The sequence below is a fragment of the Pseudomonas sp. S4_EA_1b genome, from assembly GCF_016307435.1.
Taxonomy (GTDB): Bacteria; Pseudomonadota; Gammaproteobacteria; order Pseudomonadales; family Pseudomonadaceae; genus Aquipseudomonas; species Aquipseudomonas rhodesiae.
The window spans coordinates 56742-71661 of record NZ_JAEILC010000026.1; the positions used below are offsets into that span (position 1 = coordinate 56742).

8 protein-coding genes are annotated in these 14920 nt (G+C 61.6%); 4 read left to right on the plus strand and 4 right to left on the minus strand.

The window, feature by feature from the left end; genetic code table 11:
• Nucleotides 1–125: 125 nt before the first annotated feature.
• On the minus strand, nt 126–4079 hold the full coding sequence (gene putA, locus YA0848_RS09170) for a trifunctional transcriptional regulator/proline dehydrogenase/L-glutamate gamma-semialdehyde dehydrogenase (protein WP_169902952.1): 3954 nt from the start codon (nt 4077–4079) through the stop codon (nt 126–128).
• 460 nt (nt 4080–4539) lie between these two features.
• On the opposite strand from putA, the gene putP reads away from it, so the two are divergent.
• The 3 genes from putP to YA0848_RS09185 all read left to right on the plus strand — a co-directional run bounded on the left by putP (nt 4540) and on the right by YA0848_RS09185 (nt 8994).
• Nucleotides 4540–6024 (plus strand): sodium/proline symporter PutP, encoded by a 1485-nt coding sequence (putP, locus tag YA0848_RS09175; protein ID WP_034095545.1) that lies wholly within the window; start codon nt 4540–4542, stop codon nt 6022–6024.
• A gap of 204 nt (nt 6025–6228) precedes the next feature.
• Nucleotides 6229–8235, plus strand: coding sequence for a type VI secretion system Vgr family protein (locus YA0848_RS09180; RefSeq protein WP_169902951.1), 2007 nt, complete (start codon nt 6229–6231; stop codon nt 8233–8235).
• A gap of 33 nt (nt 8236–8268) precedes the next feature.
• Nucleotides 8269–8994, plus strand: a complete 726-nt coding sequence (locus YA0848_RS09185; protein ID WP_169902950.1) for a DUF4123 domain-containing protein — start codon at nt 8269–8271, stop codon at nt 8992–8994.
• On the opposite strand, the gene YA0848_RS09190 is transcribed toward YA0848_RS09185, so the two are convergent.
• Nucleotides 8980–10257 carry an O-acetylhomoserine aminocarboxypropyltransferase/cysteine synthase family protein gene (locus YA0848_RS09190; RefSeq protein WP_169902949.1) on the minus strand — a complete coding sequence of 426 codons (1278 nt, stop codon included), beginning with the start codon at nt 10255–10257 and terminating at the stop codon, nt 8980–8982. The two genes, YA0848_RS09185 and YA0848_RS09190, sit on opposite strands and share 15 nt — an antisense overlap.
• A 175-nt stretch (nt 10258–10432) precedes the next feature.
• Between YA0848_RS09190 and YA0848_RS09195 the strand changes: the two genes are divergently transcribed.
• On the plus strand, nt 10433–11269 hold the full coding sequence (locus YA0848_RS09195; protein ID WP_034095549.1) for a 23S rRNA (adenine(2030)-N(6))-methyltransferase RlmJ: 837 nt from the start codon (nt 10433–10435) through the stop codon (nt 11267–11269).
• Nucleotides 11270–11345: 76 nt separating this feature from the next.
• Here YA0848_RS09195 and msrA read toward each other — a convergent pair whose 3' ends face one another.
• Nucleotides 11346–11993, minus strand: a complete 648-nt coding sequence (msrA, locus tag YA0848_RS09200) for a peptide-methionine (S)-S-oxide reductase MsrA (RefSeq protein WP_034095550.1) — start codon at nt 11991–11993, stop codon at nt 11346–11348.
• 72 nt (nt 11994–12065) lie between these two features.
• Nucleotides 12066–14762 carry a putative bifunctional diguanylate cyclase/phosphodiesterase gene (locus YA0848_RS09205; RefSeq protein ID WP_169902948.1) on the minus strand — a complete coding sequence of 899 codons (2697 nt, stop codon included), beginning with the start codon at nt 14760–14762 and terminating at the stop codon, nt 12066–12068.
• Nucleotides 14763–14920 lie beyond the last annotated feature (158 nt).

A 14920-nucleotide genomic window follows, 5' to 3' on the forward strand; every position in this document is an offset into this window, starting at 1 on the left:
GAGCGGCAGAATGTGGGAGGGGGCTTGCCCCCGATAGCAGTGTGTCAGTGCCCGAGGTACTGACTGATACTCCACTATCGGGGGCAAGCCCCCTCCCACAATGTCTAGCGGTATTTCTTTCAGGGTTAGCCGATGGTCATCAGGCTGGCGTTACCGCCCGCCGCAGCGGTGTTGACGCTCAACGCTCGCTCGATCACCAGGCGCTCCAACGCAATGGAAGTTTCGCCCTGGGACAAACCATGCACGCCGACGATCGCCCCACCACGCTGCGCCACTTGCTGGCACACCGCGCGCAATTGGTCAGAGTCGCCGTGGTGCAGAACGGCATCGAACACCACATCGTCCTTGGTCCAATCGGCCACGCGCTTGATCTTCGCCTGAATGTCTTTCGGCAGGCGTGGGAACAAGGCTTTGGTCAGGTCGGTTTCCGGCCATACCGCCGAGCCACCCACCGCCAGTACCGCAGCCAACTGAGTCAGCAGGTCACCTTCCACGTCCGCCAGGCACAGCACATGCTCGCGGGGCAGGATGGCGTAGCTGTTGCGCTCGCCGGTCGGGCCCGTCAGTTGGCGGGTGATACCGCTTTGCGATTGCGCGGCGAACTGGCTGCACAGCACGCTCAGCTCGCTGAACTTTTGGCTGTCGGCCCAGGCTTTAAGGGCTGTCAGCGGTTGGCTCATGGCATCGCGCAGACGTACGTCCGGCGCCGCCAACTTGTCGGCGCGCACGAAGGATTGCTCGATTGCATCGGTAGGACGAGTCGACAGCAAACGGTACAGATACAGCGGGCCACCGGCTTTCGGGCCAGTCCCCGACAGGCCTTCGCCGCCGAACGGCTGCACGCCGACCACAGCACCCACGATGTTGCGGTTGACGTAGACGTTACCGGCGTGAACGTTGTCGATCACTTTGGCGATGGTCTCGTCGATGCGCGTGTGCACACCCAGGGTCAGGCCGTAGCCGGACGCATTGATCTGGCCGATCAACTGGTCGATCTCTTTACGCTTGTAGCGGACTACGTGCAGTACCGGGCCGAAGATCTCGCGTTGCAGCTCGTCGAAGCTTTCCAGTTCGATCAGGGTGGGCATCACAAAGGTGCCGCGCTTGATTTCTTCGGCGTCGGCGATCGCCACCTGGTACACGTTGCGGCCTTTGTCGCGCATGGCCTGGATGTGCTTCTCGATGCCGGCCTTGGCTTCGGCGTCGATCACCGGGCCGATGTCCACGGACAAGCGCTCCGGGTTGCCCAGGCGGCATTCAGCCATGGCTCCTTTGAGCATTTCGATGACGCGGTCTGCGGAGTCTTCCTGCAGGCACAGCACGCGCAGGGCCGAGCAACGCTGACCGGCGCTGTCGAAGGCCGACGACACCACATCGATCACTACTTGTTCAGTGAGTGCGGAGGAGTCGACGATCATCGCGTTCTGGCCACCGGTTTCGGCGATCAGCGGAATCGGACGACCCTGGGCATCCAGACGCCCGGCCACATTGCGCTGCAGCAGGCGCGCCACTTCGGTGGAACCGGTGAACATCACGCCTTTGACGCGATCATCACCCACCAGGCGGGCACCGACGGTTTCGCCCTGGCCCGGCAGCAGTTGCAGCACGCCTTCCGGAATACCGGCTTCCAGCAGGATGCGCACGGCCTGGGCTGCCACCAGCGGGGTTTGCTCGGCAGGTTTGGCCAGTACCGGGTTGCCGGCGGCCAGTGCCGCGGCGACTTGACCACTGAAGATCGCCAGCGGGAAGTTCCACGGGCTGATGCACACCACCGGGCCCAGTGGGCGGTGGGCGTCGTTGGTGAAATCGTTGCGCGCCTGCACCGCGTAGTAGCGCAGGAAGTCCACGGCTTCACGCACTTCGGCGATGGCGTTGGCAAAGGTCTTGCCGGCTTCGCGGGCCAGCAGCCCCATCAATGGCTGGATCTCGCCTTCCATGAGGTCGGCGGCGCGTTCCAGAATCGCGGCGCGCTCGGCCGGCGGGGTGGCCTGCCAGATCGGGCCGGCATTGATCGCGCATTGGATGGCGTTGTCGACGTCTTCGACGGTGGCTTCCTGAACCTGACCGACCACATCGCGCAGGTCGGATGGGTTCAATACCGCGGTCGACGTTTGCTCGCTGGACGCGCAACCAAGCATCGGTGCGGCTTTCCAGTTGTTGTGGGCGGTGGCCAGCAGGGCGCAGGACAACGAGGCCAGGCGGTGTTCGTTGGCCAGGTCGATACCGGCCGAGTTGGCGCGGTCGCTGCCATACAGGTCGCGCGGCAGCGGAATGCGTGGGTGCGGCAAGCCGAAGCCGCCTTCCACCGTCGCCATTTGCTCGATGCTGGCCACTGGGTCGGCTACCAGTTCCTGGATCGAAATCGACTGGTCGGCGATGCGGTTGACGAACGAGGTGTTCGCGCCGTTTTCCAACAGGCGACGTACCAGGTAGGCCAAGAGTGTTTCATGGGTGCCGACCGGGGCGTACACGCGGCACGGACGGTTCAGCTTGCCGTCGGCAACCTTACCCACTACCTGCTCGTACAACGGTTCGCCCATGCCGTGCAGGCACTGGAACTCGTACTGGCCGGGGTAATAGTTCTGACCGGCGATATGGTAGATGGCCGACAAGGTGTGGGCGTTATGCGTGGCGAACTGCGGGTAGATGACTTCCGGCACCGACAGCAGTTTACGCGCGCAGGCGATGTAGGAAACGTCGGTGTACACCTTGCGGGTGTATACCGGGTAGCCTTCCAGGCCTTCGACCTGGGCGCGCTTGATTTCGCTGTCCCAGTACGCGCCTTTTACCAGGCGGATCATCAGGCGGTGGCGGCTGCGGCGGGCCAGGTCGATCACGTAATCGATCACGTACGGGCAACGCTTCTGATAAGCCTGGATCACGAAGCCGATGCCGTTCCAGCCGGTCAGTTGCGGCTCGAAGCACAGGCGTTCCAGCAGATCCAGGGACAATTCCAGGCGGTCGGCTTCTTCGGCATCGATGTTCAGGCCGATGTCGTACTGCTTGGCCAGCAGAGTCAGGGACAGCAGGCGCGGGTATAGCTCGTCCATCACGCGCTCGTACTGCGCACGGCTGTAACGCGGGTGCAGCGCCGACAGCTTGATGGAGATGCCCGGGCCTTCATAAATTCCACGGCCGTGGGAGGCTTTGCCGATGGAGTGAATAGCTTGTTCGTACGAGGCCAGATATTTCTGGGCGTCGTGTTCGGTGAGTGCGGCTTCACCGAGCATGTCGTAGGAGTAACGGAAGCCCTTGGCTTCGAACTTGCTGGCGTTGGCTAACGCTTCGGCGATGGTCTCGCCGGTGACGAACTGTTCGCCCATCAAGCGCATGGCCATGTCGACGCCCTTGCGGATCATCGGTTCGCCGCTCTTGCCGATGATGCGGCTCAGGGAAGAGGTCAGGCCGGCTTCGTTATGGGTAGAGACCAGTTTGCCGGTCAGCAGCAGGCCCCAGGTGGCGGCGTTGACGAACAGCGACGGGCTGTTGCCCAGGTGCGGCTGCCAGTTGCCGGTGCTGATCTTGTCGCGGATTAGCGCGTCGCGGGTGCCCTTGTCCGGGATGCGCAGCAGCGCTTCGGCCAGGCACATCAGCGCCACGCCTTCCTGGGAGGACAGGGAAAACTCTTGCAGCAGGCCCTGAACAATCCCGGCACGGCCGCCGACACTCTTCTGATTGCGCAATTTCTCGGCAATGGTGGCGGCCAGTTTGTTGGTGGCTTCGGCCATCGGCGCCGGGAGGCGGGCCTGTTCAATCAGCATCGGCACCACTTCCGGCTCGGGGCGACGGTAAGCGGCGGTGATCGACGCGCGCAATACGGACTGCGGCAGGATGCTTTCGGCGAACTCAAGGAAGCACTGGTGAGCGTGGTCGGTCTGGACCTCGCCTATGTCGTCTGCGTCCTTGCTGCTCAAACCATTGAGTTCGGTCAGGGTTGCACCACCCTCCAATTTCTCCAGGTAATTGAAAATCGCCTGCTTGATCAGCCAGTGCGGCGTGCGATCAATGGAGGTCGCGGCAGCCTTCAGGCGTTCGCGGGTCGGGTCGTCGAGTTTGACCCCAAGGGTGGTCGTCGCCATTTTCTTATCCTCATGGGTGCCACTACCGAGTGGCATTAGCTGGCGGCAAGATTAGCTGTGCACATGCGCAGGTGCAACCGGGTGCAACCTTTTTTGTTAATGAAATTTTCGATGGTTCGTCGGAAATATTTAAGCCCTCAGCGTAATGTGCTGCGTGCTGGTGCATTTGCTTCTGAGATCGGCTGTTTTTGCTCCGAAAGGGAGCAAAAACAGGTTGTTTTCCGCAAATTCACTCAAGGTGCAACTTATTCGCGAGAAACTGGTTGCACCTGATTTGCTTTGTTGAATAGCATTCGCGGCCAAGGTGCAACCAGCTTTCGGGTTTGGTGCATCGGCTGGCGGCTTTCCTGGGGAAACGCCAGTCATAAATGCGCGGCACGCGGGTTCGTCTACCCTTGCAAAAGGGTCGGCGCCTGACAGACCGCCGCTACATAAAAACAAAGCCAGGGCGTCACTTCTTATGAGCGTTAGCAATCCAACCCTGATCACGTTCGTGATCTATATCGCAGCAATGGTGCTGATCGGCTTCATGGCCTATCGCTCCACCAATAACCTTTCCGATTACATCCTCGGCGGTCGCAGCCTCGGTAGCGTGGTCACTGCCTTGTCGGCCGGCGCGTCCGATATGAGCGGCTGGTTGTTGATGGGCCTGCCGGGCGCTATCTACATGTCCGGTCTGTCGGAAAGCTGGATCGCCATCGGCCTGATCGTCGGTGCCTACCTCAACTGGCTGTTCGTGGCCGGTCGCCTGCGGGTACAGACCGAACACAACGGCGACGCCCTGACGCTGCCCGACTACTTCTCCAGCCGCTTCGAAGATAAAAGCGGCCTGCTGCGGATCATCTCCGCGGTGGTGATCCTGGTGTTCTTCACCATCTATTGCGCCTCCGGCATCGTGGCCGGCGCCCGTCTGTTCGAAAGCACCTTTGGCATGTCCTACGAGACCGCGCTGTGGGCCGGCGCGGCAGCGACCATTGCCTACACCTTCGTTGGCGGTTTCCTGGCCGTGAGCTGGACGGACACCGTACAAGCCACGCTGATGATCTTCGCGCTGATCCTCACGCCGATCATCGTGCTGCTGGCCACCGGCGGCGTCGACACCACGTTCCTGGCCATCGAAGCCAAGAACCCCGACAACTTCAACATGCTCAAGAACACCACCTTCATCGGCATCATTTCGCTGATGGGCTGGGGCCTGGGCTACTTCGGCCAGCCGCACATCCTCGCGCGCTTCATGGCGGCGGATTCGGTGAAGTCGATCGCCAAAGCGCGTCGCATCTCCATGACCTGGATGATCCTGTGCCTGGGCGGCACCGTGGCCGTGGGTTTCTTCGGTATTGCTTACTTCTCGGCGCACCCGGAAGTGGCCGGCCCGGTCACCGAAAACCACGAGCGTGTGTTTATCGAGCTGGCCAAGCTGCTGTTCAACCCATGGATTGCGGGCGTGCTGTTGTCGGCCATCCTGGCGGCGGTCATGAGTACTTTGAGCTGCCAACTGCTGGTGTGCTCCAGTGCATTGACCGAAGACTTCTACAAAACCTTCTTGCGCAAGAACGCCTCCCAGGTTGAGCTGGTCTGGGTCGGTCGCTTGATGGTGCTGCTGGTGGCCTTGATCGCCATCGCCATGGCCGCCAACCCGGAAAACCGCGTACTGGGCCTGGTGAGTTACGCCTGGGCCGGCTTCGGCGCTGCGTTCGGCCCTGTGGTGCTGATCTCGGTGATCTGGAAGCACATGACCCGCAATGGCGCTCTGGCCGGCATCCTGGTCGGTGCGATCACCGTGATTGTGTGGAAACACTTCGCGCTGCTGGGTCTGTACGAAATCATCCCTGGCTTCATCTTCGCCAGCCTGGCGATCTACATCGTCAGCAAGCTGGGCGCGCCGACTGCGGGTATGGTCGAGCGTTTTGATGCGGCGGAAAAAGACTACAACCTCAACAAGTAATTCGCCGGGCGCGCTGCGCCTGATGAGTTAAACGAAAGGCCCGCATCCTACGGATAGCGGGCCTTTTTTATGTGTGAATTGGGTCGGACAAACTGAAGATTCGCACGCTCGTTCGTAGGGTTTTACTGATTTATGCGCGCGCTGCTCGGCAAGCCTGGGCACTGGTGCAGAATCGGCCCCCCAGCCTTCGCAGAGAAACATCGGATGTTCGCGCCTGCCAATCAAAGTGCTTTCACCCTGACCCTGGACGGGGTGCCCAGCGATCTCAAGGTCTACCGCTTCAACGGTCAGGAAACACTCAGCCAACCCTATCGTTTTGACCTGGAACTGGTCGGCGAACAGCCGGACCTGGATCTGGGCAACTTGCTGCATCGCCAGGCCTATCTGGGTTTCGATGATCAGGGCCACGGTGTGCATGGCCTGGTCGACCATGTGGCGCAGGGCGATTCCGGTCGGCGGCTGACGCGCTATAGCGTTCGTCTCGTCCCTCAGTTGGCTTATCTGGCCCACAGCAGCCATCCGCGTATTTTCCAGCACAAAAGCGTGCCGCAGATCGTTGCGCAGGTGCTCAAAGAGCAAGGCATCCAGGCGGATCGATTCGAATTTCATCTAAGCGGTACGTACCCGGAGCGTGAGTATTGCGTGCAGTTCGACGAGACCGACCTGGCATTTATCCAGCGCCTGTGTGCCGAGCAGGGCATTCATTATCATTTTCGGCATTCGCCCGAAGGCCATTTACTGGTATTTGGCGACGACCAGAGCGTGTTTGCCCAGGCCGAGCACGCAACGCCTTACGCCGCAGGTTCCGGGATGGTAGCGGACACTCCGGCCATCAAGCGCTTCACCGTACAACTGCAAACCCGCACCACGGCGCTGAGCCTGCGCGATTACGATTGGCGCAAGCCGCGCCTGACGCTGGAAAGCGCAGTGTCCGACCAGCAGACCCTGTGCCTTGAAGAGCAGGGTTACCCCGGCCATTTCACTGACCGCGTGGAGGGTAAGCACCTGGCACGGCGCGGTTTGGAGCGTCACCGCAGCGAGCATCGCCTCGCCGTGGGCAACGGGGATGAGCCGACGTTGGCCTGTGGGCGCTTCCTCAAGCTGGCCGGGCATCCTCGCCAGGAATGGAACGACTTGTGGCTCGTGACCCAAGTCACTCACGAGGGCAGCCAACCCCAGGTACTCGAAGAGGCGGTGACCGAGGTGGCGGGTGGGGACATGCGCCAGGGTTACTCCAACCACTTCGTCGCGACGCCCTGGGATGTAGTTTTCCGCCCGCCCTTGGCGCCCCGCAGGCCGATGACGGGTTACCAGAACGCGGTGGTGACCGGGCCCGCCGACAGTGAAATCCATTGCGACGAATACGGCCGTGTCAAAGTGCAATTGGCCTGGGATCGGCACGGCGAACATAACGAGCATTCCAGTTGCTGGCTGCGGGTTGCCAGCGGCTGGGCTCATGATCGCTACGGCGCGGTGCTGATCCCCCGGGTGGGCATGGAAGTGTTGGTCGGTTTTGTGAATGGCGACATGGACATGCCCGTGGTGGTCGGTTGCCTGGCCAATGCCGCGACGCCGGTGCCCCTGAACCTGCCGGCGGACAAGACCCGCAGCATCCTGCGCAGCCAAAGCAGCCCCGGTGGTGGCGGTTACAACGAACTGCGCATTGAGGATCGCAAGGGCGCCGAAGAGATCTACCTGCGCGCCCAGCGCGATTGGACCCAGCATGTGCTGCATGACCAGCAGGTGCAAGTGGATAACCGGCGTCGGATCACCGTGGGTGGCGAGTCGCACCATGAGCTGCAGGGCGACGAGCAGCGCATCACCCACGGCAATCGCCTGACCGAACTCAAGCAGGACGACCACTTGGCGGTCGGCGGTTCGCAGCAGGTACGCGCGGAGCAGGTGATTCAGATCGGCGCCGGCCAAAGCGTCGTCATCGATGCGGGTGCCAGCGTCACGATCCAGGCCGGTGGGCAGTCGATCACCCTGTCAGCCGCAGGCATCTTCAGCAGTGCGGCGATCCAGCTCGGTGGTGCTCCCGCCCCCGCTGCGGCACCGTTGTTGCCCGGGCTGCAGGACAAGGTGCTGGCGGTGATCCCGGCGCCTCTGAGCCGCGTGCAGATCGCCAGTTTGAAGCGCAGCGCGCCGTTCTGCGAAGAGTGTGAACGCTGCAAGAGCGGCCAGTGTGATGTCGCTCACCAACCCCATTGATATGTGTTTTTCAACCCAAGGAGTTTCGCCCCAATGGATCAACCTCTATCGCCCAGTGCTTGGCTCGCACAGTGGCCTCTGCAGCCCCATGAGCAACTGTTCGCGGTGCTGGGCAATGCCAGCGATGCCCAGCCGTTCGAGGCTTGGCAAGGTGTGGCGGCGGGTGCGCCACCGCGCTCGATCTGGGCGAGCACGGCTTATGCGGATTGGACGCAGGTTATGCCTTATCTCGCACAAGTCGAGCCCGGCAGCGCCTTTCTCGATTGGGTGGCGAACACCCAGGCCGAGGACTGGGGTTGGCTGGCGGTGTCGTCCAGCCCGGCGGACGTGGTACTCGCTCATCTGCAAGGCTTGACCCAAGTGAAACTGCCCGAGGGGTCGCCGGTGTTCCTGCGCTTTTGGGACGGCACGCAGTTCCTGCCGCTGTTGCGGCAATTGGGCGGTGAGGCGGGGCAGGTGCTGCCGGTGTTTCAGCGCTATCTGATCAATGGGAAGCCCCAGGCCGTTGCAACGGGGCCGGTTACTACCGCCAAGGCCAGCCCCTGGTGGCAGGTGCCAGCATCGTTACTGGAGCATCTGGCCGAACAATCGCCGCAAACCCTGATCGACAACCTGCTGCAATGGCTTGAGGAGCAGCGCCCGGACCTCTACATCGCCTTCACGCCTGCGACCTTGCAGCACAAGGTCGCTTACTTCGCTCGTGGTTCGACGGTGACCTATGCAGCGCTGACGGACTACCTCGCCTCAGAGGCGAGTTGAGGTCAGTGCCTGCTGCAAGTCGTCGATCAGGTCTTCAATGGCTTCAATACCGACCGACAGGCGAATCATCTCCGGTTTCACGCCAGCCTTGGCTTGCTCCTGCTCATTCATCTGCCGATGGGTGGTGGAGGCCGGATGGCAGGCCAGGGATTTGGCATCGCCGATATTCACCAAACGTTTGAAAATCTGCAGCGCGTCGTAGAAGCGCACACCCGCGTCATAGCCACCCTTCAGGCCGAAAGACAGGATCGCCGAGGGTTTGCCCTGCATGTATTTTTGCGCCAGCCCATGGTGCGGATGTTCTGGCAGGCCCGCGTAGCTGACCCATTCCACCTCGGCATGCTCCTGTAGAAACTGTGCAACCTTGAGCGCGTTCTCGGTATGGCGTTCCATACGCAGGGCCAGGGTTTCCAAGCCTTGTAGCAACAGGAAGGCATTCATCGGCGCCAGTGCCGCACCGGTATTGCGTAATGGCACGGTACGCGCGCGGGCGATGAACGCGGCGGGGCCGAATTTTTCGGTGTAGACCACGCCGTGATAAGCCGGCTCGGGCTGGTTGAGACCGGGGAATTTTTCCGGGTACTGGGTCCAGGGGAAAGTGCCACTGTCGACGATCACACCGCCGAGGGAGTTGCCATGTCCGCCGATGTACTTGGTCACCGAGTGCACCACGATATCGGCGCCGAACTGGATGGGTTTGCACAGGATCGGGGTGGCTACGGTATTGTCGACCATCAGCGGCACGCCTCGGGCGTGGGCCACCTTGGCCAGGGCTTCCAGATCAATGATATTGCCCGCCGGATTGCCGATGCTTTCGCAGTACACCACTTTGGTCTGGTCGTCGATCAGCTCGGCAATGGCCTCGGCGGAGTCGTCCCGGGCGAACCGCACGTCCACACCGAAGCTGGGCAATAGGTGGGCGAATAAGGTGTAGGTGCCGCCGTAGAGCTGCGGCGTGGTGACAATGTTGTCGCCGGCGCGGGTCAGGGTCTGGATTGCGTAGTGAATCGCCGCGCTGCCCGCCGACACCGCCAGGCCCGCGATGCCACCTTCGAGGGCGGCGATACGTTGCTCCAGTACGTCATTGGTAGGGTTCATGATGCGCGTGTAAATGTTGCCGGGCACATCCAGGTTGAACAGGTCGGCCCCGTGCTGGGCGTTATCGAATTCGAAAGCCACGTTTTGGTAGATCGGCACGGCCACGGCCTTGGTGGTCGGGTCCGACTTGAAGCCGTGGTGCAGGGCGAGGGTGGCGTCTTTCATGATGGCAATTGACCTCCTTGGATTGGGTGCTCGCCACAATAAATCCGCGCTCATGGAGACATTTAGATTTTTTTCAGTCCGCTCCCTGCTTTTAGGGCATAAGCACCGCCCGGCATGCCGCCCTGCACCTTTGCCCGTGTAGAAGGTAAACTTCGCCCCCTGCGCAGGAGCAACCATGAATTATCGTCACGCCTTTCACGCCGGCAACCACGCCGATGTCTTCAAACACCTGACCTTGACCCGCCTCATCGCCCTGATGTCGCGCAAGGAGCAGCCGTTTGCCTACCTCGATACCCACGCGGGCATCGGCCTGTACGACCTGCAGGGCGATCAGGCCAACCGTACCGGCGAATACCTCGAAGGCATCGCGCGCCTATGGGGCCGGAACGATCTGCCGCCGCTGACCGCCGACTACATGCGCGTGCTGCACGAGATGAACCCGGACGGCCAGTTGCGCTACTACCCCGGTTCGCCGGAGCTGGCCCGACGCCTCACGCGCGCGCAGGACCGTGTGCTGCTCAATGAAAAACACCCCGAAGACGGTGTGTTGCTCAAGGACAACATGAAGGGCGACCGTCGGGTCAAAGTGCATTTGGGCGAAGGCTGGCATGTGCCGCGAGCGTTGCTGCCAGTGCCGGAAAAACGCGCGTTGATGCTGATCGACCCGCCGTTCGAAAAGCTCGACGAGATGCAACGCTGCGCGGCATCCCTCAAGGAGGCGGTCGGCCGCATGCGCCAGACCGTGGCGGCGATCTGGTACCCGGTCAAGGACCAGCGCATGTTGCGGCGCTTCTATCAGGACCTGGCCGGCACGGGGGCGCCGAAACTGCTGCGCGTGGAACTGCTGGTGCATCCCCTGGACACGCCCAACACCCTGACCGGCTCGGGCCTGGCGATTGCCAACCCGCCATGGGGCTTGGAGGAAGAACTGCGTGAGCTGTTGCCGTGGCTGTCCAAGCAACTGGGGCAGACCCAGGGCGGGTGGCAGATGGATTGGCTTATAGCTGAGTAGCTGTGAGTTGCAAGCTTCAAGCTGCAAGCTGCAAGTGAGAGCAGAAAACACCACTTGCAGCTTGCCGCTCCGAACGTCAGATCGGGCAAACCACGCCTGTTCCGCCAATGCCGCAATAACCCTGCGGGTTTTTCGCCAGGTACTGCTGGTGATACGCCTCGGCGAAATACACCGTCGGCGCCTGGTCGATTTCGGTGGTGATCTGGCCCAGGCCGGCCTTGTTCAGTTCGGCCTGATACGCCTCGGCACTGGCCTTTGCAGCCTCCAGTTGTTCCGGTGTGGTCGCGTAGATCACCGAACGGTATTGGCTGCCGATGTCGTTGCCCTGGCGCATGCCCTGGGTGGGGTTGTGCAATTCCCAGAACATCTTCAGCAGGTCTTCGTACTTGACCTTGGCTTGGTCATAGACCACCAGCACCACTTCGCTGTGGCCGGTCAGGCCGGAGCAGACTTCTTCGTAGGTCGGGTTGGGCGTGAAGCCGCCGGCATAACCCACCACGGTGCTGACCACGCCGTCGCGCTGCCAGAATTTGCGTTCCGCGCCCCAGAAGCAACCCAGGCCGAAGATCGCAAAGCCTACGTCATCGAGGAATGGGCCCAGCAGCGGGTTGCCATTGACGAAATGCGTCTCTGGCAGGCTCATCGGGGTGTCACGACCAGGCAATGCTTGTTCTTGAGTAGGCAGCACGTTTTTGTTCACCAGAATTTCCGAGCGCAAGACCATGATCAGTCCTCTCGTCAGGTTGAGTGATGGTAAAAATTCAGACAGCCAGTGTGCCCGAGTGTTACAGCGATGTCAGGCGATTGGGCCGCGCGGGTAGCGTTTGAGCATCGCCGGCAGCTCTGCCCCGGGGATCGGCCGATCGAACAGGTACCCCTGGCCCACATCGCAGCGGTGCCGCCGCAGAAAGGCCAGTTGCTCGGCGGTCTCGATGCCTTCGGCGACCACCTTGAGCTTGAGGTTGTGCGCCATGGCGATCACGGCGGAGGTGATTTCCATGTCGTCCTGGTTGTCCGGGATCTCATGGATAAAGCTGCGATCGATCTTGATGATGTCGATGGGGAATTTTTTCAGGTAACTGAGGGACGAGTAACCGGTGCCGAAGTCGTCCATGGCCAGGGTCAGGCCAAGACTCTTCAACTGGTCCAGTTGCAGGCGCGTGTCTTCGGTGGCTTCCAGCAGCAGGCCTTCGGTCAGTTCCAGCTCCAACAGGTTGGCCGGCAACGCTTCTTCCTTGAGGATCGTGGCGATTGAGGCTACCAGGTCCGGGTCGGAGAACTGCTTGGGCGACAGATTGATCGCCACCTGTAAGTCGCCCAGGCCGGCAGCGCTCAGTTGCTTGCTCATGCGGCAGGCCTGGCGGGCGATCCATTTGCCGATGGGGATGATCAGGCCGGTCTCTTCGGCCACGCTGATGAACTGGTCCGGGCGGATCATACCCTTTTCCGGATGGTTCCAGCGCAGTAACGCCTCCATGCCCAGTAAGCGACCGCTGCGCAGGCACAGCTTTGGCTGATAGAACACGTCCAGCTCGTTCTGCGTCAGGGCGCGGCGCAGGTTGTTTTCGACGAACAGTTTGTAACTGGCTTCGGCATTGAGGGCCTCGGTGAACACCTGCACCTGATGTTTGCCGTTGGCTTTGGCCTTATGCAGTGCCAAGCCGGCGTTACGCATAAGGGTCTGCGGGTCGCGGCCATGCAGCGGCGCGCAGGCCAGGCCCACGGAGCCGGTAACGCTGATCAACTGGTTGTCGACGAACATCGGTTTGTCGAGGGTCGCCAGTAACTGGCTGGCCACTTGTTGACCGGCCTCCAGATCGGTTTCATCCAGCAGCACCGCGAACTCGTTACTGGCAAAACGCGCCAGGCTGCCGCTGCTGGTCAAGCTGTTGCGCAGGCGCCGGGCCAGGCTGATCAGCAACTTGTCGCCGGTCTGGTGACCGAGGCTGTCATTGATGCGCTTGAAATTGTCGATATCCACCAGCAGCAGGCTGATCGGGCTGTCGCTGTCGCGGGCGAAGCGTTCGTCGAGGTTGCGGATGAACGCCGGGCGGTTGCCCAGGTTGGTCAGGTTGTCGGTGTACGCCAGACGCTCGATGCGCTGCTGGGCCAGCTTGGTCTGGGTGATGTCTTCGTAGATGCCGATGTAGTGCGTCAGCTCACGGTTGTCGCCATATACCTTGGAGATCGACAACTGCCCCCAGTAGGGCTCCAGGTTCTTGCGGCGGCTCTTGAACTCGCCCTGCCAGCTGTTGCTCTTGGCCAGGCTCGACGGCGCGTCGAACAACAATTCGCTGAGGTTCTCCAGGGCCGGTAACTGCGCCAGGCGGTGGCCGTGGACTTCTTCGGCGCTGTATTGGGTGATCGCCGTGAAGCTGGGGTTGACGTACTCCACTACACCATCGCAATTGACCAGCAGAAAGGCGTTGGCGCTTTGCTCCACCGCGCGCTGGAACAGGTGCAGGGCGCTGGTGGCGGTGCGGCGGTTATGGTTGTTGATCACTTGCGCGAACTGATCTGCCAGCTCGCCGGCAAACGCGATTTCGTCGGCCTGCCAGGCGCGGGAACCGCCGCCTTGTTCCAGGCACAGCACGCCGACCACTTGGCCATCGACGCGGATACTGGCGTCGAGCATGGCGTGTATGTCTTTGGCGCGCAGGTTTTCGGCCAATTCACGGGTGCGCGGGTCGCGCATGGCGTTGGTGGCATCGATGGCGCGGCTGGTGTGCAAGGCTTCCAGATAATCCGGGAAGCAACTGGCGTCTATAGGGTCGGGCAAATGGTGCTGCTGGTCGGCGCGGTGATAGGCCGAAATCGGCACCAGGCGCTGGCCTTCAAGGTTCCAGATGCTGGCGCAGTCGAGCTGATAGATTTCGCAGGCGCTACGGGTGATCAGCTCGGCGGCTTCCTGCAGCGAATTGTTGGCGGTGTAGCGCTGGCGGGCCAGCAGCAGGATCAGCTCCTGCTGGGCGCGCACCCGTTCCAGGTGCTGCAATTGTTCCTGCTGGGCCCGCTGGTTGAGTTCCAGGGCGATCTGCAAGCGGCTGTTCTGGCTCTCCAGGTCGTCCGAAGAGGGCAGGGGCGAAGGCACTTCACTAAACAGCCCGTCGACCACCATCAGGTAACCGCGCAACAGATGACGATTGTGTTGTTTATAGGCTTCGCCCATTTCCAGCAGGCTTAGAGGGCCGTCGTTGGTGTGCAGGGTATAGCGCACCAGGTAATGGGGGCTCAGGGTCAGTTGCTGTTGGATGGCGTCGTGCAATTGGTAGCGGGCCTGGGGTTCCATCAGGCTGGCGTAAGGGGTGCCGATCAGGGCGCACAATTCGACCGCCGGCAGGCCGAACTGGCGCTCGCAGTTGGGGTCGAGGTAGAGCAGGGCCCAGCTTGCCTCATTAAGCCGCTCGAAACGCAGCATGCCGAGGCGCGAAGGCACCGGTAACTGCGTGACTACCTCGGCCGCCATACGGGCGACATCGGGTTGGCTTTTCATGGGGGAAACTCACTTGAAATAACGCGCACGGCGCCGGGCTCACGCCCTCTTTTCTGTCGCTTGCGGCAAGGTTGCATCATGCGGCGCGGGCTGACAAGAGAGGATGAAGGCTAAGTGCTATATGTGTGTTATCGGCCGCTTGGGGGATTTCTACAGTC